We start from the raw sequence: 21,979 nt of genomic DNA, 5'->3' as shown, positions 1-21,979 counted from the left end.
GCCCCCGGGGCCGAACGCCGGCCCGTGGCGACCCGACCGCGCATCTTGGACGCAGTGCCTGCACACGTCAAAACGAGCTGCCCCCGTTCCGTACCCGCACTTGCCACGCCCGCTCGTTCCCACGCTATCATGCCCGCATCAACCCGCAGGCAGGAGCCGCACGATGACGACCGCCTCACACACCGACAGCGCCAGCCATATCACCCAGGTGGAGCAGTTCTCGGCCCACAACTACAAGCCGTTGCCGATCGTCGTCGCACACGCAGAAGGCGTGTGGGTGACCGACGTCGAGGGCCGGCGCTACATGGACATGCTCGCCGCGTACTCGGCCGTGAACTTCGGCCACACGCATCCGGAACTGGTGGCGGCAGCCAAGGCGCAGCTCGACCGTGTGACGCTCACCTCGCGCGCGTTCTACAACGACCAGCTCGGGCCGTTCTGCGCCGGGCTGGCCGACCTCTGCTGCATGGAAGCCATCCTGCCGATGAACACCGGCGCCGAGGGCGTCGAGACCGCGCTGAAGACCGCCCGGAAATGGGGACACGTCGTCAAGGGCGTGGCCGAGAACCAGGGCAAGATTCTCTGCTGCACGGGCAATTTCCACGGCCGCACGACGACAATCATCAGCTTCAGCGACGACGAGCAGAGCCGCTTTGGTTTCGGCCCCTTCACCCCGGGTTTCGAGTTGGTCCCCTATGGCGATCTCGAGGCCCTGAGGAAAGCCCTCACGCCGGAAACCGTCGCGTTCCTCGTCGAGCCGATCCAGGGCGAGGCCGGTATCATCGTGCCGCCGCCGGGTTACCTGAAGGCGGCCTGCGAGTTGTGCCGCGCTCACAACGTCCTGTTCATCGCCGACGAGATCCAGTCCGGCCTCGGCCGCACCGGCAAGACCTTCGCCTGCGAGCACGAGAACGTCCATCCCGACATCTACATTTTCGGGAAGGCACTGGGCGGCGGCATCATGCCGATCTCGGCGATTGCGACCACGCGCGCGATCATCAGCGTCTTCAAGCCCGGTGATCACGGCAGCACCTTCGGCGGCAACCCCCTGGCCTGCGCCGTCGCCACGAAAGTGCTGGAGATACTCAATCGCCGCACCTACCAGGAGAATGCGGCCAAGCTCGGCGCTTACCTGTTTGAACGGCTGGCCCACCTGAAGACCGACAAGATTCGCGAGGTCCGCGGCCGTGGCCTGTGGGCCGGGATCGAACTTAAGGAGAGCGCCGGCAAAGCCCGGCCGTACTGCGAGAAGCTGATGGCGGAGGGCCTGCTCTGCAAGGACACGCACGCCCAGACGATTCGGCTGGCCCCACCCCTGTGCATCACGCCGGAGGAGCTGGACTGGGCGTTGGAGCGGATCGAGGCGGTATTGAGGTAAGAAATTCGGCAGCCCCGTAGCCGACCGTACAGCGCGCCGTGAACGGTTCGACTCCTGCTGGGGCGGCATTCTGCAGGTCCGCAGGCGGCGCCATGACAGAAGACCACACAACCTCACGACGACAGATGTTCACTTACGCGCCTTCTTCCGCTCCCTTTGCAGTACGCGCACACACGCTGGCGCGGCAGGCACATTCCGCAAACCACCGCCACCCCACCCGCGACAGCCCCGACGCCTGCCATGACCCACACACGCGCGAACACTCCCAAACCGAGCCCGACGACCGCAATCAAGAGCGTCCAGAACACGATGTCGTGATTCCTGTCATGGGGCATGCGCCCAACGCCACCGCAACCCCAACACCTGTGTGGATCGTTCTGGTGCCCGCACTCGGGACACTGCAGCGTGCTGTCGAGGTGCTCGAGGTCGTAGCCGCACTTCTGGCATGCGAGCACGGGCGGCACATCGCCCCAGATGATGGTCCAGCAATGCGCGAATGCGGGCACTGCGGTCTGGTACCACCAGTCGCGATTGCGATCGGAGTAGCGCCGTTCGATTTCCTTCAGAAGTGCGTCGAAGCCCTCATCCTCTTCGGACACGTGCACCCAGTCTGCGGTACCGTGCAAGCGGAACGCGAGCCGGATCTCGTCGACCATGAACAAGTCGCGCTTGTACGCTCCAATCCCCCGCACCTGCTCTCAGCGGACGGTAGTCGCTGCACCGCCGGCTTCACGGACGGTGAAGCCGTCATCGGTGAGTGTGAGGACGTCACGTACTCCGCCGCCTTGGGGTCGGGTCATGTGTGAACAACACCCTCCGGTTGTGCGGGGTGCCAGAACTCCGTCGAAGGACGGATCAAACGCAACCGCTCCTCGCAACCTTTGTGCGTTTCATTGTCGTTCGTGAAAGTGTTCAGTATAGATCACTTGACAACGCCGCAAGGGCACATGCGAACTTACCACAGCGGCGGCGACTCCATGCGGTCCCGAAAGCCTCCGCTTTGGCAGAGGCCGGCGGCCGGCGCCCGCGGCGGCGGCCCGGCCCCCCAATTCGGAATGGCTAGTTGACGGGGGGGAAAGCGCGGCTAGACTTACTGCTACTGGGGCTCAGACAGGGGAACACATCAATACGGGCCTCCCCTGCCACCCCGCGGTCAGGTCGACTATTGGGGAGCTTTCGTGGCGGGCGCACCTCCAGATCGAGTAGCGGGCGGGCCGTCCAGTGCGTCCGGCGCATTCACGGTGATCGAGCTTCTGCTCGTTGTTACGCTCGTCTTTCTGCTACTGTCGGTGCTGCTACCCTCCGTGTACGCAGCGCGCGCCCGGGCACGCCAGACGGAGTGTCTCGCCAACCTGCGCACGTTGGCAACGGCGTCGATCGCATACTCAGCGGAGGATCGCGGGGCGAGCGTGCTGCCCGCGCACCCTTGGGCCGACCACAACACTCGCTACGACGATGGGATCTACGACTTCGGCGGTGCGGATGGTGCCGTCGACGCCTTCGGAGGGCGACTCGCTGCTGGGGGCATCCAGGCCTCCCCAACCCGGCCGCTCAACCCGTTCCTGTCGCTTACCGGGGGAATGGGGCCGGGGAGCCGGGTGTTCCGCTGCCCGCTGGACACAGGGTTTGATCCGCAGGTCGGTTACGACTGGAAGATCTGGGATGAGTCGCTGCGTCGGCGCAGCGCGTTTCACACGGTTGGCACGAGTTACTGGGGCAATGCCGTGCGCGCGTACGGGCCGCGCGACATTTCAGGGCAGCGCCACATGTACTCGTTCGGAGTCTTTCTGCGCAGCTACAGCCGGATTCCGTCGCCCGCCGAGACAGTTCTCTACTACGAAATGCCGACGATCTTCAACCTGATGCAGCTTCGAGACGAGCGCGATCGCCTCACTTTTCGCAGTCACGGTGTCGCCGGCTGGCACACAGCGGGGCCGAGGTTCTGGATCGTCTATTGCGACGGGCACGCGGGACCGGTGGACCTGCCTGCGGGCTGGCTACCGGGGAACAATGCGCGGGCCGGTAACCTGCGGGGGCGCGCGGTACGGTTCGACTGTTTCCCGGATCCGCCGATTCTGGATGCCCCCCTCGGCATTCCGGCCGGGGTTGATTCCGGGGGCAGTTTGCAGGGAGATCAGCCATGAACGCAGTGCTGAGATTGGGGTTACTGGCGACGGCGTTGGGGTTCTGTACCCTGGTCGTGGCGCTGGGTAGCGAAGTGCCCGGGCCGGGACTCATCGCAATGAGATGCGCACACGGAGTCCATTGCGGTCAGACCACCCAAACGGAGTCATGCTTGAACTTGCGCGCAGGCGCCTCGTGCAGCTTCTGTTCAGGTGACAACGTGGTCAACATGTGTGTCTTCGCCGCTGACCGACGCTGCATTACAGCCGGATCTTCCCCGGCGTGCGGGCGCCTGGTACATGGGCTCTGTCAAGTCGTCGGCGGGGCCTTGGTCTGCACTGGCAGCACCAGCCCAGACACATGCAGCGTAATCGGTTGCACGGGTGACCAACCGTATCCATGAGTGGAGTTCGCGTAGCACCGTGTGGTCTCGTCGCATCGAAGCCGCAGCCGGTGAGCACTCGGAATCGTCTCCTGGGAGGGCTGCGAGCAGGTTACGGAGTGCTGTTCATGCGATCCAGCACGGATGTTTCACGTATTGCATGTATCGTGTCGGTGCTCGTTGTTGCTGCGGTCAACGCGACCCTGGTCCGCGCCGACGACGCGCTGGATGCTTTGAGCGCATGGCTTGAGCGAAATCGCCGCTTCGACTCAGTACATGTCACAGGCACGCTTACACAATATCGCGTGCCCGCCGGAGCCGACTGGCTCGACGCCAGCTTGTGGCAGAGCCGGCCCGAATCCGGAGTCGCCTGGCGCTTCGATCTCCTTTTGCGCCGGCCGGACTTCCGACTTCGATTGCAGGAGGTCGACGAGCATGGTGCGATCGTAGAAGATCAGCTCGTAGCGTGGGTCGATGGAGTGCATACCCGCTTCTCGCCAAGGCATATGACCGGAACCCTCGACGATCAGGCCGCAAGCCCTCTGATGTGCTTGGTCCCGGTATTGACGCCGATGGAGTATCGACTTTTCGACTGGCCGGTAAATGATTATGCGGGCACACTCGCGCGTTCGCTGCGGTCCTTCGTCGACGACACTTTGTATTTCGTGTTGCAGGATGCCTCAGAGGGTTCACTCTGGATGGCAAGTATCGAACTGGATCGTGACCGGGGTAGTGCTACTCGTCGAATCGCCATGGTGATTGGCGAACATGCGGACCGGCAGGTTCTGTGGGACATGCAGACGACCCAGTTTGCGCGCGTCGGCGACGTGTATGCCCCCGCGGAGGCCGTGATCATGCTCTACAACTCGGTTGTTCTGCGCGAGGAACGTGTGATCTTTCACTACCAGGCTACCGTTACGCAGAAGCCGATTACCCGTGCGGATCTGATGTTCACGTATCCCGACCAAGTGAACGTATTTGATCGTCGCACCCATGAGAGCTGGGTCACGGGCCGGCCTGACTCCCATCGTCAGCATGATCCGGAAGAGATCGAACGACTCCGGCAAACATTCATGGCCCAGTTGGCCACGCCCGAAGTGCTCCGTAAGCGCGGCCATGCGATGTGGATCATCGCCGGTGGTGCGGCAGCAGCGACAGGTGCTCTGGGACTTGGAGTTCTGTGGCGTTCTCGCTGCGCGGCGAGTCGTGCGGCGTAGGCGGACGGTCGTATGTTCACCACGGCTCGCTTACCGAGTACCGTCGGCGGTCGCGGCCCCCAGAGTTGCCTTGATGCGAAGCGGAGCGCGCGTGCGCTGCCCCTGTTCCTCGCTGCCGCACTCGGCATCTCGGCTGGTGTCAAGTTCTTTGCCGCCGATGCGTTCGAGCGCGCGCTCGCAGCGACCGGTTTCTTCGGGTACACACCCCCAGCGCCCATCCTCTACGCGATCCCCACTGCGGAGTTGCTCGCCGCGGCGATGCTTGCGCTGTCCACAGCACGAGTCGGCGGCGCGTTGTTGTCGTTCTTTCTGGGCGCTGCGAGTGCCGCCATGTGCGGATTTCTCTACTTCAACGGCGTGCTCGTGCCCGTGGGATGTGCCGGCGTCCAGGAAACACCGGCTTCCACTACTCCCCTGGCCATTGCGACCTGGTACGGGGCCATCATGCTCGCGGCCGGCTGGGTCGCCCTTGTTCAAATCGGCGCATTACGTCGCGCTGCGTCGGATGCTGCACCGCATCCTGACACAACCACTTCGACGGCCAATGACGGAGGTTGAGCGCGGATGGCACACCGTGCGGCAGTGGGCAAAGCGAGCATGGGGCGAGCGGGCGTCTTGGCGTTCGAGGCGTGCCGGTGGGTGCTCGCGCTGGTGTTTGTGTTCTCAGCGGTCGCCAAGCTCTCGGACCTGCACGGTTTCGAGCAGGCGCTGCGCACGATGGGCTTCTTTGAGCGCGCGTGGCTGCCCTTGCTCGCATGGCTCGTTCCAGTCGGGGAGCTTGTCGTCGCCACCCTCATCGTGTTCCCACGTACCGCGATCGTCGGCGGTTTGCTCTATGCGTTCAGCAGTGCCGTCTTCGCCGGGCTGCACGGATACCTGTATGCGAACGGCATGATCGTGCCATGCGGTTGCTTCGGGGTGTCTGAGCGCGCGGTAACCGCTGGTGCGCACCTGTGGATGCTCCTCCTGTGCGTAGCTCTGTTTTCGGTCGCAGCGCTCTTCACGTACGCAGCAGCCGCGCCTTCGCGCCGGCGTCTTCCGCAACCCGATCGGCGTCCGCGGGCGAATCTCCTCAGCGCATGAGCTCCACCTGCACGCGGCGCACCTCCTCATCCTCCGCCGCGTTGTCGCTGTGACAGCCGAGCTTGTGGCCCTTTGCCCGCTCCGCCAGCAGCTTCTGCTGCTCGGCCGTCAACCCCGGACTCTGCGCCGCCCTCTTCTCCGGCGCGTAGCCCGCGTGTTTGCCGCTGGCCCACTCCTCGATCTCCTTGCTGATACGCATGCTGCACCAGTCGTGCCCGCACATCGCGCAGAAATCGGTGTCCACCGCCAGGTCCTCGTCGTGCAGCGCCCGGGCCGTCTCCCCGTCGAACGCCAGCTCGAAGTGCTTCGGCCAGTTCAGCGCCGCCCGCGCCTTGCTCAGATCATCGTCCCACTGCCGCGCACCCGCCACACCCCGTGCGATGTCGCCCGCGTGCGCCGCGATCTTGTACGCGATGCAGCCCTGCTTCACATCCTCGGCCTTCGGCAGACCGACGTGCTCCTTTGGCGTCACGTAGCACAGCATCGCCGCCCCGGCCCGGGCCGCCTCGGTCGCCCCGATCGCGCTGGTGATGTGGTCGTAGCCCGGAAACACGTCCGTCACCAGCGGCCCCAGCACGTAGAACGGCGCATCGTCGCACACCGCCCGCTGGTGCTCCATGTTCCAGGCGATCTCGTTCAGCGGCACGTGCCCCGGCCCCTCCACCATCACCTGCACCCCCGCCGCGCGCGCCCGCTGCACCAGCTCCGCCAGCACATGCAGCTCCGCGATCTGCGCCGGGTCGCTCGCGTCCGCCAGGCACCCCGGCCGCACGCCGTCCCCCAGCGAGTACGTCACGTCGTACTCCCGCATGATCGCGCTGATCTCGTCGAACAGCGTGTACATCGGGTTCTGCTTGCCATGGTGAATCATCCACTTCGCCAGCAGCGACCCGCCGCGGCTCACCAGCCCCGTGATCCGGCCGCGGATCAGCGGCAGGTGCTCCTGGAGGATGCCGGCATGAATCGTGAAGTAATCCACCCCCTGCTGCGCCTGGTGTTCGATGACCCGGAGAATCGTGTCGTAGTCAAGCTCCTCGATGCGCCGCCCCAGAATCATGCTGTAGATCGGCACCGTGCCGACGGGCACCACGCTGTGGTCGATGATCGCCTGCCGGCACTCATCGAGTTGGCCGCCGGTGGAGAGATCCATCACGGTGTCGGCACCGTAGAGGATCGCGTGGCGGAGCTTGTCCAGTTCCTCGCTGGTGTTGCTGCTCACCGGGCTGGCGCCCTGGTTGGCGTTGATCTTGGTGGTGAGGGGCCGGCCGATGGCGGTCGGATCGAGGTGCTTGGCGGCCGCTTCCCCGCGGCAATGGCCCGGATCAAACAACCAGGTGCGGCGCTGGGCTACGGTCTGGTTGACCCAATGAGCGGCAGCCGGCCCACTGGTGGGATGGCCGAGCGGCGCGGTCGGATAGAGGAAGTCATTCGGCAGGGGGAAAGGCGACGGCGCGAACCCACCAGCCGTCGGACCAGTCGGGGAAATTGTCCCAGCCGTTCGCTGCGGCAAGGGTCGGCCGTGACCATGGCCGCCCTGCGGTCCGGCCGCGGCGTGGGTGAGAACCTGTGTTGTGCTGGCGGTGGCGCGGGCCTGCGTCAACGCGCTGCATTGGGCCGCATGGCGGGCGTACCACTCGGACGATGGCGCCCGCCCGCCGGTACCGGCCAGATGCCGGATGTTGGCGGGCAGGACGACACTACCGCGGGCAATGGCATCGCGGACAAACTCCGGCGTAACGCTTTCGCGAATGGCGACACGGACCATTTCGGGTGTGATGACACCCTGGCGGGCAAAGTCGAGCTGAGTCATGGCGGGTTCCTTTCCTACGCAGCCGGCGGCAACGCACCCGCACTCTAGCGCTTCGGCGGAGACGAGACACGTGCTTGGCCCGACGCTGATCAGGTTCGAAGGGTCTGTCGGCCGAACGCGCCGACGATCTCAGGCCCGCCGCGGCGGACCACCCCTAGGACGATGTCGGGATTGTAGGCGCGGCCGGATGGAAGAGGTAATCGGGAAACGAGCGGGGCACTCGCTGAGTGGGGGCCGCCGGGGGGGGTGGCGCCAGAGGGCGGCGCGCTCACTACCCGTGTCGCGCTGCGTTTCTTCGCTGTCGATCGCGGCGCCAGGCGAGCAGGAGCCAGGCGGCGACACTGAGCACGATGAGCGGCCCCCCCATCAGCGTGCCGAGAGGGACATGCTCACCCACCGCCAGGTACGTCCAGATGGGGTTGAGCACGGGCTCGAGGAGCAGGATCAAGGCCGCGCGGTGGGCCACCACCCTCTGCAGCGCCCAGGAGTAGAGCACGTAGGGGAGCGTGAACTGCACGACGGCAAGCGCGCCCACCAGCAGCCACGCAAAGGGGGAGAGCTGGAACGACCCCCACCACAGCACGGCCGGTAGCAGCACCAGGCCGGACCCCAGCGCGTTCAGGGTCGCGACGGTGAGTGGATGGACGGTGCGCAGCTTGCGCAGGAGGACGGTCAGCAGGCCGAATCCAAGGCCGCTCAACAGGCCGAGCATGAGCCCGACGGGCTGCGCTCCGCCGCCCACGCCGAAGATCACCAGGACGCCGAGCATCGCGACCGCCAGCGCGCCGCCTTCGGCACGGCCGGCGCGTTCACCGACAAGCAGCGGCGACAACAGGAAGACCCAGACCGGGGCTGTGTACTGGAGGACAATCGCAGTGGCCGCGGGCGCAAGAATGTTGGCGGCAACGAACGATGTCGTCATGAAAGTAAACGAGAAGGCCGTCCATACGGGCCAGCGCAGCGGCACAGAGCGGAGCGACGCCGCGTAACGCAGCCCGAAAGGCAGCAGGATGAGCCCCCCGACCAGGGACCGGAAGCAGGCGATGGAAATCGCCGGCACAGCTTCGCGATCGAGCAGCTTGATGAGCGGCCCGTTCAGACTCCAAAGGGTCGCGCAGACGATCAGGATCAGGGTCCCGCCCCAGCGCTCGGCGCCGCTCGTGCATCCTGCTGAGTTAGGCGCTGCGGACACGGCGGCCGTCCGTTCCGGGCGTCGTCAGGCCGCCGACTCCCGCGCAAGGTCGGCGACCCGGATGCATCCCCAGACCGACTTCGCGTGATCCGCAACCGCCTGGCAGGTCTGTTCTAGTTTGGAGCGGACAGCGTCCTTGCCGTTGGAAAGATTGCGCAATGTCAGATCGCCATTGATCGGTCCATCGATCGCTTCGATGACCTCCAAGAGGGTGATCTCGCTGGGAGCGCGACGCAGGGAAAAGCCACCGGCGGGGCCGCGTTCACTGCTCAGCACCTGCGCCCGGACGAGTTGCTGGAGGATTTTCAGGAGGTGTCCGGCCGGTACAGCGCACGCTTCGGCGATGTCACGGCCCTGGACTGGCGTCTCACGATTACGGAGAGCCAGATGGGTTGTAGCGAGAACGGCGTAGGTTGCCGCACGTCCTAAACGCATGGATCACCTCATCAATGCGCGTAACTTCTGAACTGCTGAGCTTGAACAATCATTCGAGACGCATGGTCCTGCGGGCCCAGCACGGGACGACAGGCCGACGGCAGTGCGCTACACGGACACATCGCACGGTCCGATCACACCCAAGGTCCAACCACTGCGACCGTTGCTCGTCTTGCTTCTCTCGACCATGCGTCCGCGGGAATGACCAACCTGAGCCCCCCAGCGTGGGGCGGGCCACCGTCGTTCGGCTCGCGCCGCGACTTACATGGGCATTATACCTGCCGACCGGGTCCATGCAAACAGCTTCGCACTAGCGCAAGTCCGGCAGGTAGTGTGCTTGCGCCGCAAACAGCTCGTCCGCCAGGGCCCGAATCTCCGCCGGGCTGCACACCGCAGCCGACAGCGGATCCAGCAACAGGGCATGGACGGCGGCTTCGCGGCTCTGTTCGAGGATGGCCAGCGCGGCCAGCTCAAACATGGCCATGTTGGAGGCACAGAGCGCCGCCAATTGGGGTGGCAACGGGCCAAAGTGCGTGGGGTGGATGCCCGTGCGATCGACGAGGCAGGCGACCTCGACACACCCGCTCTGCGGCAGGTTGTCGATCAGACCGTCATTGGCAACGTTGCCATGGATCACGGTCGGCGCGTTCGTTTCACGCGCTTCGATGATGTACGACGCATATTCCGGACTGCGCTCGAGTTTCAGCTCCTGTGTGCCCGCGAGTACGCGTCGCCGGAAATCGTCACTGTCCTGCCGCCACTGCGGCCAGTGATCGGCGTAAAAGCTCTCCTGCCCGAGGTACTTCTCACGGCAGTACTCCCGGATCAGCTCCGGGCGCTTCCGATAATACGGGGCGTACTCCGAGAAATGCCCGCTCGATTCGGTCACGAACGCCCCGAAGTGGCGCAGCATGTCGAAACGCACCGGGTCCTTCTCGTAGATCTCCGGCCGCTCGGCGATGCGTTGCAACAGGGTCGGGTATAGATCGGACCCGCGGTGCCTCAACCGTGTGAACCACGACAGATGATTGATGCCCGCACAGGCCCAATCGAGCTCGGCGTAGGATACGTCCGCATATTCAGCGAGCTGCCGGCTACTACCCTGCACGGAATGGCACAGTCCTACCACCGGGAGCGTGGTGAAGCGCTGGGCGAGCAGACACAGAATGCTCATCGGGTTCGTATAGTTGAGCACCCAGGCGTTCGAGCAAAGCTCCTCGCAATCCTGGAGCACATCCAGCCAGACCGGGCCGGTGCGGAGCGCCTTCATCAGCCCACCCGGTCCGATCGTGTCTCCGATGCACTGTGAAATGCCGTATTTCAGCGGGATGTCGTTGTCGAGCCGCACCGTGTCGATACCCGCCACCTCAATGCAGTTGATCACGTAATCAGCACCGGCCAGCGCCTGCCGACGATCGGTGGTGGCCGTCACCTGCCAGCGGTCGCCGCCGACACGCCGGGCAATTTCCCGCACGACGCCGTGGCACAACTCGAGTCGCGCGGCGTCGATGTCGACGAGCCGGAACTCACCGCCGCCGATCCGTTCGACCTGCATGACGTCCGTCGCGAGATGTGTCGTGAAGAAGCTCCCTGCACCGAGAAAACAGACATTGGGCATCGCCGGCCGCTCCGTTGGGGTTCTCCGGGGACAAGGGCGGCATTATACGCGAAGCACAGCGTCCACACCGGTCCGCGTGAACCTTCCGATCATGCCACCCGTTCGCTACACTCCACCCGGTCGATTCCGTTCCCTGACGCGAGACCCCGCATGTCGACCCCCGCGCCTACAACCATCGACCTAGGCGGCTGCCGCGTGCAACTTCTCCAGGCGGGCCGGTTTCGTCTCGACGGCGGCGCCATGTTCGGCATCATTCCGAAACCGCTCTGGAGCCGCCTCTCGCCGCCGGACGAGCAGAACCGGATCGCGCTGGCCTGCAACTGCCTGCTCGTCGACTGGCCGGGCTCCGATCGCCGCGTGCTGATCGAGGCCGGGCACGGCGACAAGTACACCGGCAAGGAGCCGCAGATCTTCGCGTTCGAGCCGGAGAGCGCCCTGCTGCCGGCGCTGGCCCGCCACGGCATCGACCCGGCCACCATCACCGATGTGGTCCTGACCCACCTGCACTTCGACCACGCCGGCGGACTCACGCACCTGGAAGACGATCGGCCGGTACCGACGCTGCCCCACGCGCGCGTGCATGTCAGCCGGCAGGAGTACGATGATGCAACCCGGGCCGTCGCCGTGATGCGGACGACCTACCGCGCCGAGAATCTGGACCCGCTCACTGCGGCCGGCGCGTGGGAATTGCATGCGGAGGCGGGTGAAATCCTGCCCGGGATCACCGCCCGGCCCACGCCCGGACATACACGCGGGCACACCTCGATCATCCTGGCCGGCCGGCGGCCGCTGGTGTTCGCGGGGGATGTCCTGCCGACTCGGCATCACATCGGGGCGCCCTACAACATGGCCTACGACCTTTTTCCGCTGGAGAACCGGGCGGCGAAAGGTGCCCTGCTGCGCTGGGTGGTCGAACACGATGCGCTGCTCGCGCTCGGCCATGATCCGGACCATGCATTCTTCACCGTGACGCCCCGGGACGACTGGTTCGCGGTGACCCCGGCTCGTAGCTAGGTGCGGCCGTGCCGTCGCTGCGACGGCTCGACCCACTCGAACGCGGAGAACGCCCGCGCCCCAGTCACCCGGCAGCCGAGTTCCTCCAGCCATTCTGCGATGGCCGTATTGCAGTTGTAGAACGTGCCGTGGTAGTTCCGCGCCGCGGGCACAAACCACAACCGATGAGCGTGGTTGTGATGCTCGCGCACCGCTCGGCCGGTTTCGAACTCGGCATCGAGCCGGTCGCGGAGTGCTGCGGCCCGTTCGCGTTCGACCGTCACGGGATGAAGCGCCTCCACCGGCAGCCAGCGGTGCAACTGCTCCGTCGTTGCCGGGGCGGGATACTCCCGCCGGCCGAGTGTGCCATCCGACGCAACGAACGCGAGACCAACAGCCCGGTGCCCCTGCGTCTGCCCCTCCGCGAACCACGCCCACTCTCCAAAGGCGTATTCCACCAGGCCGCCCTCCGGCCGCGGCAGGAGGAGACTGGAGTGGTACCCGTAATCAGCAATGAAGACGGTCTGCGGATCGACAACCGCGATCGGCGGTGCAATCTGCATGGCGCAGCCGGTGGTTAGAAGCGGGAAGAGCAGCGCGATCGTGCGACAGCATGCCGGGGGCGCGCCCACCCGCGCGGGTCGTCCCGGGGAATGGGGAATGGGCTCAGTCGCCGGCATAATCCGCCCAGGTCTTAGGCGTTTCATACACCCGCACATTGTGCAGCCGCGCCGGACCAACCTGCCCCGCCAGCAGCCCCCAGATCACCCGGGCGATGTTCTCCACACTGGGGTTCACGTCGCGGAACTCCTCCGTATCAGCGTTCAGGTGCTTGTGATCGAGCCGGTCCACGACCCGGGTTTTCACAAGCTGCTCGAACTGCGGCAGGGGTAGCACGACCCCGCGGGTGTCCGGTTCCGCCGCCACGGTAACTTCGAGCATATAGTTATGCCCGTGTCCATTCGGGTTGTTGCATTTACCGAAGGTGGCCCGGTTTTCCTCAACGGAGAGTTGCACACAGTGCAGGCGGTGCGCGGCGGAAAACTCGAATTGCTGCGTGAGCAGGACCATGGTGGGCATCTCCCGAAGGATCACGTAGCACAGCGTGGGTGTTGCCAGCAGAGTGAGCTGCTCCAGCCGCGTGCGCGGTGGCAGACTCGCCACGACCGGTGGCCAGACGCGTTGCAGCAGCCGCTCCGCCGTGAGGCGCCAGCCGTGCTGCTGAAGCGCTTCGGCCGCAGTCGGGATCGCGTGGCGACGAAGCAGGGCATCGAGGATCGCGATATTGCAGAGGTAACCCGTCACCGGGTCCGGCTCGCCGGACACCGTGGCGCGGAGTTTGAGATAGGGCACGAGCCCTACGGCGCTCGGCCAGCCGCCCCACGAGTTGGTGACGGGGCGCGAGAATTCGACATGCCCCGCCCAGTCGCGGTCCACGGCGAAGCGGATTTCCCGGGTCAGACGAATCATGATGCCGGATTGTAGACGCGGCAGGCCGCAGCATGGCCGGCCGGCACACGGCAGGAAAGGTGAACGCGGATGAGTTTGCCATACGACTATGTCGATGCAAAGCTGCACGAACGCCGCGAGCGGGTCTTCCTGCTGCTGGCGGGCATCTTCCTCGGGACGCTGGCGATGCTGAACATCCTCGGCGTCACGCGCTTCATCGACCTATCCTTCACCATCGGCGGCCTGCAGATCCCCTTCCTGCTCGCGGTCGGCGTGCTGCCCTACCCCGTTACCTTCCTCTGCACGGACTTCATCAGCGAGTTCTACGGCCGAAAACGCGCGAACTTCGTGGTCATGGTCGGCCTGGTCCTGAACCTGTGGGTGCTGTTCATCGTGTGGCTCGGGGGGGTGCTGAACCCACCCTCGCTCGGCCCCGACGGTCTCCCCACGCCGGACACACACGGCTACGCTTTCTTCGTCGTGCGACAGCTCGCCTTCGGCGCCGTCGTCGCGTCGATGCTGGCTTACCTCGCCGCCCAGTTGTGTGACGTCTACCTCTTTCATTTCTGGAAGCGGCTGACCAAGGGTAAGCACCTCTGGCTCCGCAACAACGGCTCTACGCTCGCGAGCCAGTTCGTCGACACCGTGGCGGTGATTCTGATCACGCACTTCTACGCGCGCGGCCTGCCGATCGATGCCGATCGCGACCTCTGGCCGCAATTGCTGGTCTTCATCGGCTCGGGCTACGTCTTCAAGATGGTCGCCGCCCTGGCCGACACCGTGCCGTTCTACCTCGGAACAGCGTGGCTTTCGCGTTACCTTCAGATTGATCCGAACCGTGAACACCGCACCTGGACCGACGAGCAGGGCGTCGATTTGCGGAGCACCCCCCTCTGACGCCGGCTGGCCAAAGGATCCGGCTATCATTCGGCATTCGACACGGGGCGGCAGAAGGAGTGCAGCGTATGGCACAGCGCGTCGTGGTCATCACCGGGGGCAGTCGTGGCATCGGCCTGGCCGCAGCGGAGCAGTTCGCAGCGGCCGGCGATCGCGTCGTGATCTCGGGTCGCACCGAGTCGGATCTACGGACGGCCGCGGCCGCGGTGCGGGCCGCGGGCGGAACGTGCGAGCCGGTCGTGGCGGATGTGGCCCGACGGGAGGATGCCCACCGGCTGATCACACAGGCGCAGGAAATCTTCGGGCGCATCGACGTTCTGGTGAACAATGCCGGCAAGGCGCCGCTGGCCCCGGTTGCCCAACTCGATCCGGCCGAGTTCGAGAGCACGCTCGCGCTGAACCTGGGGGGAGTGTTTCATACGGCGCAGGCCGCTTGGCCAGGCATGCAGGCGCAGGGTGGCGGCGTCATCGTCAACGTTTCCTCGGTGGCATCGGTCGACCCTTTCCCGGGCTTCGCGGTCTACGGAGCGACGAAAGCGTGGGTCAATCTCTTCAGCCAGGCATTGGCGGCGGAAGGCAAACCGCACGGGATCCGGGTCTACAGCGTGGCGCCGGGCGCGGTGGAAACCGGGCTGCTGCGGGCGACGTTCCCCGACCTGCCGGCGGAACATTGCCTGCGGCCGGAAGCGGTGGCGGCGGCGATCGTGGCAGTCTGCGACGAGACCTGGTTACCCGCCACGGGGAACACGATTTTTCTGCGGCGATAATACGAACCTGGACTGCCCTCCCGCAGCATGGGCGCTGGGGAGTGTCGAGAATCGGCTGAATTCACCCCGCACCGACCTCTCCCCCTAGGGGGAGAGGTGTGTGGGGTTAGCTTCTCATTCCATCCGCCACACGGCGCACGCTCGCCGGGCGTGCGCCACAATTCCGATGGCCCATGGTCAGCGACCTACGGCTGCGTGCTGCACGGCGACGGGGCCGCCTTGATCTGCGCGATGAACGCACTGATATCCGCGAACGTCACCAACCCATCACCGTCGAAATCCCCGTTCTCGTAGGCACAAACGCCGGCGCCGGGGTTATAGGTCCAGGTCGCGGGGTCGGGGGTCTTGATGGCCGCAATGAACAGCCCGATGTCGCCGAAGTCGACCCGCGTGTCGCAGTTCATGTCACCCGGGCAGTAGGTCGGCGCGGAGCAGGCGTCGCCGATGCCGTCACCGTTGCCGTCGGACTGGTCGGGGTTGTAAACATCGGGACAGTTGTCGAGCACATCGGGAATACCATCCCCGTCGGAGTCGAGTGGAGGCGTGCAGCGCACCGCCTGGACGACAACTGCGTCGAGCGCGCCTTCGACCACGTTCCCCGGCGGGATGTCACTGACCCGGAAGCGCACCCTTAGCGTCGGCGAGGCCGCGACCTCCTCCCCGACGACGATCGTGTCGGTGCGCCAGAACGGCGCCGCGGTGCCGTAGCGCCGCAGCAGTTGCCAGTCGCTGCCGAGTGCATCCGTCGCCACCTCGACGTCGAACGTGTCGCCCACGCCGAGCCGGCCGTTGAGCACATCGTTCAACCACCACGCATAGGAGATCGTGCCGCCCAGCGAGAGGTCGAGTGGTACCGACGTAAGGATCGTCCAGCCGTTGTCCACGTCGGAGTCGCCGGGACGGTTCGCCGTCAGGTAGCACTGGCCTGAGCCGTCATAGTCGCTCGGTGGATCGCCGCGATTGCTGTTGACGGGCACGCCCCGCTCCCAGTGCCCGTCGGAGGCGGTACCGCTGACCGTCCAGCCCTGATCGGTTTCGAAGTTGTCCGCAAAAATCTGCAGCGGCACACCGATTGCAAGGGTGTGGGGATCGATTGGGCCATCGGGTGGGTCGGTATGTTCTTCGCCAGTCGTCGTGCGGGCCGAAAGGTAATACTCCAGCGACTCATCGCACAACGCCCAGGGCAGCAGCGCTTCATACTCGTCCACGCCGGCAAGCGTCAACGGATACGCTGTGAAGGTGCCGCCATTGCGCCGCGCGTGCAGCGTGGGGGAAGTAGGATCGAGCAGGACACCGCGCTCTTCAATGCGCACACGCACCGGCGTCGGCGTGGCAGGTGGCACTACCCGGGGCCGACCTTCCGGATACTGAAACGCGAGCGGCAGTCCCGGATCGCAATCCGGGCCGAGTACGGTCATCGTGTACGCACCACTGCGGCCGCTCCAGCCACTGACGCGAATGAGATAGCTTTCACCCGCGGTGACGGCAGCACTGACGACCGACGCGCCGCCGGCGCCACAGGCGTCATCGTCGCAGCCGAGCGTCGTCACACTGGTGGCGGGACAATGGCCCGAGTGGATCGACAGCACGCTGTCGTAAGTCGTGCCGTTGCAGAGACTCACCGTGAGTGTGCCACTGGCCTGCGGTGTATAGCGGTACCAGGTATCGGGGGTCGTGTTGGACGAACCGCAGTTGGTGGTGCCGTCGGGCGTCGCGCTGGTCGTGTTGCCGGTGTAGACGCCGGGGCAGACGACGATCGCGTTGGCGCAGGCGTCGTTCACCGGCGCCGGCGGCGGCACCATGCCGTGGGCCGCGAAGCCGGCCGTGATCGCCGCCAGGTGTGGCGTCCCGTTGCCAAGGTTGGCATCGTCGTCGTCCAGCGTAAGAAAATCGATGTAGATCGTGGGCGTAATCGTCGTGCCGGTGTGCAACAGGATGGAGTTGAGCGTCAGGTCGGCGATGATCTCCTCGTAGGTGTCCGGCACCAGCCCGGCGAGGGCCGCACGGGTATCCCACACGCAACCGGAGAGCAGTTGACCGCAGGTATGGATGGCACTGCCGCAGCTCGAACAGTCGGGGGTGTACTGGCAGTTATTCGCAGCGTTACGAATTCCCGTGCTGCAGTTGCGGAAACCCACACCCAACCGTGAATCACGCGCGATCAGCAGCGCCACACAATCGGACATGCCTTCACCGTAGGCACCCTGCCCGCTGCCGCCGAGCCGCACCAGGTGGTGGCCGTACTCGTGATAGACCACGCTCGCGAAGGCCGTGTTGTTGCAGTTATTGCCGGAAGTGTAGAAGTTGATCGAAGTGCCGTCGTAGAAGGCGTTGCAACTGTTGTCCAGGTTGACATTGACCGTGAACGCCGTCTCGCCGCCGATGGTGGGAAACGCCGGGTTCACCCCCAGCGCCCAGTCGCGCACGATGTTGGCGTGCAGATAGGCATTCACCTCGGCACGGGTCAGTTCGCTGGCGTTGTTCGGGTTGTGCAACAGCGTGGTCGTGGCCGGCAGCGTGACGGCCTGTGCGAGCAGCGCGTTCGGTCCACCCACGTTGTTGACGGCGAAAAACTGGCCCGCGACCGGGGCCGTGAGATTCAGCAGCGTACCGGCTGCTCCGGGCAGCGTCAGCTCGCCGGCCGCGTCGGCGAAGTGGGTCATGCCATTCACTATGATGCGGGCGTAGGGTAAAGGCACCTCGATGACCGGTGCACAGGCATCCGCCGCGAAGCCGGAGGTCACGCGGGCCCGCACTGCGGCGTTGAGTTGATTGTGCAGGATGAGCGGCTCGCGTGCGAGAATTTCACCCGTCGCGGCGTCCGCAATGAAACGCCAGCGGTCGTAGTCCGGTGTGGCACTCAAGCCGTTATCCGCGGTGAAGACGAGTGCCGGACGCGGCTCGCGCGGCTTGCCCTCCGCATCGGGCCAAAGCACGAGTTCGGGAACATCGAACTGGAGCAAGCCGGGGACCAAACGTTCGGCCGCGGCGAAAGCTGCGGCATCCGCCGTGTGACCCTGTACGAACGCCGGTACCTGGAAGCCCCCCAGGTTCGCGAGACTCGATCCCACGAGCACCAGCGGATACCCGGGCTCGTTGCGGACCAGCAGGCGCAACTCGGCACCGTAGACCGCGTACCCCGCGTGATACTGGCGGTAGTACACCAGGAAGAACTGCGGAATGCCGGTCTCACGGTCCAACCGCAGCGGCTGCACCAGCTCGTCATTGAAGGAGTTCCCCGGCAGGAGGTCGGTTGCGGCCACGCCATACAGATCCGCATGGGCCACGATGAAGCTGGCCGCAGCATCTGCCGGCGAAGCCCCGCTACCCAGGGTCGTGCCGTAGATCCGGGCGAGCGTGTCACCGTCCCAGTAGAACTGCGCTTCCGGAATTTCTGCCCGCAAGCGGTCGAACGGAGACCACGACTGCGCGGTGTCGAATTCGGCGAGTGCCGCACAAGGGCTGACGAAGAGGAGGCATCCGATGAACGACCACGTCACCTGACGGTGCATGCGTTCTCCTTGCCGAATGTAAGGTGTCAAACTTGGAGGGGGGCGGAACTGGATACCGCGCCAAAACCACGACGAACGCTCTTACTGTAGCCGTTGACGAGGCAGATCCCAAACGAAAAAAACACTGTAGGGTCGCTTCCCGCTGTTCCCGCGCAGGATGCGGCGACTCCGCCCGGACGCGCACCCGTTACAGCGCTGCCCGCTGCGGCTAACATGCCGCGCGGAGTCCGAGAAATGGCGCGCAGAACCATCGCCATCCCAGCCATCGCACGGCGGAGCCGCCCCGGCCCGCGGCTCGTCCGTTTCGGAGCCGCAGGAATTCTTGCTCTGCTGATGATCGCAGCGGCCTGGATCGGAATCCGAACCCTCGTCCAACGTTCTTTCGACTGGATGACCGACCGGGGCCTCGCGCTCCTGGCGGTCAGCACCTCTGAGGCCGCGGCACTGGATACGTGGGAAGCCGAGACGCGCGCGGACTGGCAACGCCGCAAGCTTGATTACGTCCGATATCTCGTCGAGCGGCGCAATCCGAACGGGCTGACGCACCACCACACACGCCTGCTGCTCAGCCGGGTCTCCGACGCCGACTACCCCACTGTCGAGGACTGGCAGCGCTGGTTGCGCGCGGCCGCACGTCTGGAGCGCGGCGAAGCCCCGGCCGTAACCAGCAGCGAGCGGCTCGACATCACCGAACTATGGCGGGCCCCGGTCGGCCTCACCTCGTGGTTCAGCACGATTCTCCCGCTCGACGGCGAAATCTTCATCGCTTCACTCGGCCGTGAGTTCGACGATCCGAACGATCCCGCTGACGGCGTCGTACGGGTCGACGGCGCCAGCGGGCAGGCGACGCTGTTCTTCCAACCGCCCCCCGAACACCGCGGCCCGCGCGACGTGGTGGGACTGGCCGCCAGCTCCGGACTGCTCTTTGTGGCCTGCTGGAATGGCACGGTCTACACGCTGGACATGAGCGGCGCGATCCGCTTCACCACCTCGCTCGGAGATGCGATCGTCGGGCCTCCGCTCGCGGTAGACACCAATTCCGACGGCACCATGGATGTCGTGGTACCGACACGCAGCGGGCGGATCGTCGCCATCAGCGGTCGTACCGGACGCGTGAGCTGGTCCACACAGGTTGCACCCGCGATGACCACTGCGTCGGCGCCCGCGGCCACGCTCGCACGGCTCACCGCGACGGGCCCCGGACCCGGCAACCTGCTGGTCACATTCCCCGACGGCCACCTCGCCGTGGTGGCGGCCGTCAACGGCGCGCTGCGGGGGCAGCGCGCGCTCGCGACGACCACCGTGGCCGGCGGACTCGGACTCGCATCCGAGCGCTACGCCGGCGTTCCGGGCTATGTGGCAGACCGGGCCGGTCGAATCTGGAGCATTAGCGAGATCGGCAACGGCTACGACGGGGTCCCGATCCGGGTGCTACCGCTGCGGCACGATGAAAGGGTGCTGGCAGCGCTGCGCACCCTGACACCGGCGCGGGCGGAGCCGGGCAACGAAACCCCGCTGTTGTTGGCGGCGATCTCGGGCGAGTTCGGCGTGGGACGCGGGGCCGTCGTGGCCTTGTCGGCAGAGGGATCGCGCTGGCAGTGTCCGATTCCCGGCGCGATCTGGGGTACACCGGCGGTCGCCAACCTGAGAATGGGGCGTCTGACCGGTCCACGCCCGGCGAACGTTGTGGTCGCCAGCATCGTGCCGGGTGTGGACGCGCAAGCGACCGGCATGCTCACGATTCTGTCAGACCGCGGGCATGTCGTGTGGCAGCAAGCCCTGCCGGCCCCGGTGGAGAGCTCGCCGGTGGTTGCGGACGTGACCGGGAACAACCGGCTGGAAATCCTCGTCGCCGACCAGCAAGGCATCCTGTGGTGCTTCCGAACCCCGGGTGGCGGGCCGGTGGAATGGGGCACGCTGGGCGGCGACAGCCACAACACGCGCCATGTCGACAACGCCTTCGGATTTGGCAATCGCGCCTTCGGATACCAGGCAGCGTGGAAGACGCCGTAAGGACCGCGGGCTGCCGGGCGAGGAACACACCCCCCTGTGCCGCGGCCTAACGCTCCGCCAACTCCTCGATGGCCGGCATGCGCAGTTCGTCACTTTCCGCCGAGCGCGGGGACCAGCCATCGCCCGCAGGAAGGTTGAGGCGGCGAGCTTCGTCCCAGTAGCGCCCCTGGTTGAACTCAAAGGCCGCCCGCATGGCGAGTTCGGCCACCAGGCCCAGCATCAGCGCGAACCCCCCGAGCAGGAAGAACATCACGGCCACCAGCGGCGCCTTGCCCCAGAACGCCCGCCACGGATCGGCCGCGTAGATCGCATTGCCCAGCGCGAAAACCAGGCACGCCGCGGTACCCAGCAATGACCACTGCGCGATCTTGCCGAAGAAGTGCATCGGCTTCGTCCGGTAGCGCTGCAGCATCCGCACCAGCAGCAGATCGGCAAGCACTTTGAAGATCCGTCCGTAGCCGTACTTGCTCTGACCTTGCGTACGGGGCTTGTGGTCGACCACGACCTCGCAGATCTTCGCGCCGTGCATGGATGCGTAAACCGGGATAAAGCGGTGCATCTCACCATACAGGCGCGCGTCGCGGAGCACCTTGGCGCGATAGGCCTTGAGCGTGCAACCGTAATCGTGCAGGTTGACCCCCGTCATACGGCTGATGATGCGATTGGCGCAGCGCGACACGAAGGTGCGCAGCCAGGAGTCCTGGCGGTTTTTCCGCCACCCGCTGACCACGTCGTAACCGCCCTCCTCGAGCGTGTCGCACAGACGCTCGATTTCTTCGGGGGGATTCTGCCCGTCACCGTCGAGTGGCACGATGATCGGGGCCCGCGCCGCCCAGAAGCCGGCCATGAGCGCCGCGGTCTGGCCGAAGTTGCGCGCCAGGTGAATCACGCAGACCCGCGAATCCTGGTGCGCGAACGTATCCAACAATTCAGCGGTGCGGTCACGCGAACCGTCATTCACGAAGATCAGTTCGAACCGGCGGCGCTGGCGTCCGAGTACGGCGAGGAAGTGCGGCACCACCACGGGGAGACTCGCCTCCTCCTCGAAGACGGGCACGACCACGGAAACTTCGGGGTGCAAGCGGGGCATCGAATTCCTCGCAGACCGC

General features: G+C 65.7%; 18 protein-coding genes. 9 read left to right on the top strand and 9 right to left on the bottom strand.

The annotated features are described in order from the left end of the window. Positions 1 to 163 precede the first annotated feature (163 nt). Complete coding sequence (rocD, locus tag IPM18_14925) at positions 164 to 1,378, top strand: ornithine--oxo-acid transaminase (GenBank protein ID MBK9120871.1); 1,215 nt, start codon at positions 164 to 166, stop codon at positions 1,376 to 1,378. Positions 1,379 to 1,491: 113 nt separating this feature from the next. Here the strand turns inward: rocD and IPM18_14920 are convergent, their stop codons facing one another. Then, a complete protein-coding gene (locus IPM18_14920; protein MBK9120870.1) occupies positions 1,492 to 2,070 on the bottom strand; it encodes a hypothetical protein in 579 nt (192 codons plus the stop codon). 549 nt (positions 2,071 to 2,619) lie between these two features. Here IPM18_14920 and IPM18_14915 point away from each other — a divergent pair. The 4 genes from IPM18_14915 to IPM18_14900 all read left to right on the top strand — a co-directional run bounded on the left by IPM18_14915 (position 2,620) and on the right by IPM18_14900 (position 6,184). Beyond that, the gene (locus tag IPM18_14915; GenBank protein ID MBK9120869.1) at positions 2,620 to 3,522 is read left to right on the top strand and encodes a hypothetical protein; all 903 of its coding nucleotides are present in this window, start codon (positions 2,620 to 2,622) and stop codon (positions 3,520 to 3,522) included. A gap of 490 nt (positions 3,523 to 4,012) precedes the next feature. After that, the gene (locus IPM18_14910; GenBank protein MBK9120868.1) at positions 4,013 to 5,101 is read left to right on the top strand and encodes a hypothetical protein; all 1,089 of its coding nucleotides are present in this window, start codon (positions 4,013 to 4,015) and stop codon (positions 5,099 to 5,101) included. Between the two features lie 12 nt (positions 5,102 to 5,113). After that, a complete protein-coding gene (locus IPM18_14905) occupies positions 5,114 to 5,659 on the top strand; it encodes a hypothetical protein (GenBank protein MBK9120867.1) in 546 nt (181 codons plus the stop codon). Positions 5,660 to 5,665: 6 nt separating this feature from the next. Next, on the top strand, positions 5,666 to 6,184 hold the full coding sequence (locus IPM18_14900; GenBank protein ID MBK9120866.1) for a hypothetical protein: 519 nt from the start codon (positions 5,666 to 5,668) through the stop codon (positions 6,182 to 6,184). Here the strand turns inward: IPM18_14900 and thiC are convergent. The 4 genes from thiC to melA all read right to left on the bottom strand — a co-directional run bounded on the left by thiC (position 6,174) and on the right by melA (position 11,239). Continuing rightward, positions 6,174 to 7,949, bottom strand: coding sequence for a phosphomethylpyrimidine synthase ThiC (gene thiC, locus IPM18_14895; protein MBK9120865.1), 1,776 nt, complete (start codon positions 7,947 to 7,949; stop codon positions 6,174 to 6,176). The genes IPM18_14900 and thiC overlap by 11 nt on opposite strands. 316 nt (positions 7,950 to 8,265) lie before the next feature. Then, positions 8,266 to 9,186, bottom strand: a complete 921-nt coding sequence (locus IPM18_14890) for a DMT family transporter (protein MBK9120864.1) — start codon at positions 9,184 to 9,186, stop codon at positions 8,266 to 8,268. A 24-nt stretch (positions 9,187 to 9,210) separates the two neighbouring features. Then, positions 9,211 to 9,621: an Rrf2 family transcriptional regulator gene (locus IPM18_14885; protein ID MBK9120863.1), complete on the bottom strand. Its 411-nt coding sequence runs from the start codon at positions 9,619 to 9,621 to the stop codon at positions 9,211 to 9,213. Positions 9,622 to 9,931: 310 nt separating this feature from the next. After that, the gene (melA, locus tag IPM18_14880; GenBank protein ID MBK9120862.1) at positions 9,932 to 11,239 is read right to left on the bottom strand and encodes an alpha-galactosidase; all 1,308 of its coding nucleotides are present in this window, start codon (positions 11,237 to 11,239) and stop codon (positions 9,932 to 9,934) included. 150 nt (positions 11,240 to 11,389) lie between these two features. Between melA and IPM18_14875 the strand changes: the two genes are divergently transcribed. Next, entirely contained in the window at positions 11,390 to 12,253 is an 864-nt protein-coding gene (locus IPM18_14875) for an MBL fold metallo-hydrolase (GenBank protein ID MBK9120861.1), read from the top strand. Here IPM18_14875 and IPM18_14870 read toward each other — a convergent pair. Both IPM18_14870 and IPM18_14865 read right to left on the bottom strand, forming a co-directional pair. After that, positions 12,250 to 12,795, bottom strand: coding sequence for a DUF2459 domain-containing protein (locus IPM18_14870; GenBank protein MBK9120860.1), 546 nt, complete (start codon positions 12,793 to 12,795; stop codon positions 12,250 to 12,252). The two genes, IPM18_14875 and IPM18_14870, sit on opposite strands and share 4 nt — an antisense overlap. 103 nt (positions 12,796 to 12,898) lie before the next feature. Continuing rightward, the gene (locus IPM18_14865) at positions 12,899 to 13,303 is read right to left on the bottom strand and encodes a 6-carboxytetrahydropterin synthase (GenBank protein ID MBK9120859.1); all 405 of its coding nucleotides are present in this window, start codon (positions 13,301 to 13,303) and stop codon (positions 12,899 to 12,901) included. 468 nt (positions 13,304 to 13,771) lie between these two features. On the opposite strand from IPM18_14865, the gene IPM18_14860 reads away from it, so the two are divergent. Together IPM18_14860 and IPM18_14855 are read left to right on the top strand one after the other, a co-directional pair. Then, the gene (locus IPM18_14860; protein MBK9120858.1) at positions 13,772 to 14,578 is read left to right on the top strand and encodes a queuosine precursor transporter; all 807 of its coding nucleotides are present in this window, start codon (positions 13,772 to 13,774) and stop codon (positions 14,576 to 14,578) included. A 68-nt stretch (positions 14,579 to 14,646) separates the two neighbouring features. After that, positions 14,647 to 15,345 carry an SDR family oxidoreductase gene (locus IPM18_14855; protein ID MBK9120857.1) on the top strand — a complete coding sequence of 233 codons (699 nt, stop codon included), beginning with the start codon at positions 14,647 to 14,649 and terminating at the stop codon, positions 15,343 to 15,345. Between the two features lie 185 nt (positions 15,346 to 15,530). Here the strand turns inward: IPM18_14855 and IPM18_14850 are convergent, their stop codons facing one another. Continuing rightward, positions 15,531 to 16,763, bottom strand: coding sequence for a thrombospondin type 3 repeat-containing protein (locus IPM18_14850; GenBank protein ID MBK9120856.1), 1,233 nt, complete (start codon positions 16,761 to 16,763; stop codon positions 15,531 to 15,533). Between the two features lie 2,328 nt (positions 16,764 to 19,091). On the opposite strand from IPM18_14850, the gene IPM18_14845 reads away from it, so the two are divergent. Next, positions 19,092 to 20,870 (top strand): PQQ-binding-like beta-propeller repeat protein, encoded by a 1,779-nt coding sequence (locus IPM18_14845; GenBank protein MBK9120855.1) that lies wholly within the window; start codon positions 19,092 to 19,094, stop codon positions 20,868 to 20,870. Between the two features lie 46 nt (positions 20,871 to 20,916). Here IPM18_14845 and IPM18_14840 read toward each other — a convergent pair whose 3' ends face one another. After that, positions 20,917 to 21,960 carry a glycosyltransferase family 2 protein gene (locus IPM18_14840; GenBank protein ID MBK9120854.1) on the bottom strand — a complete coding sequence of 348 codons (1,044 nt, stop codon included), beginning with the start codon at positions 21,958 to 21,960 and terminating at the stop codon, positions 20,917 to 20,919. Positions 21,961 to 21,979 lie beyond the last annotated feature (19 nt).

It is taken from the genome of Phycisphaerales bacterium (assembly GCA_016716475.1).
Classification (GTDB): Bacteria; Planctomycetota; Phycisphaerae; order UBA1845; family Fen-1342; genus JADJWG01.
The sequence above is the reverse complement of the archived record's forward strand: the minus strand, read 5'-3'. Positions and strand labels throughout refer to the sequence as shown.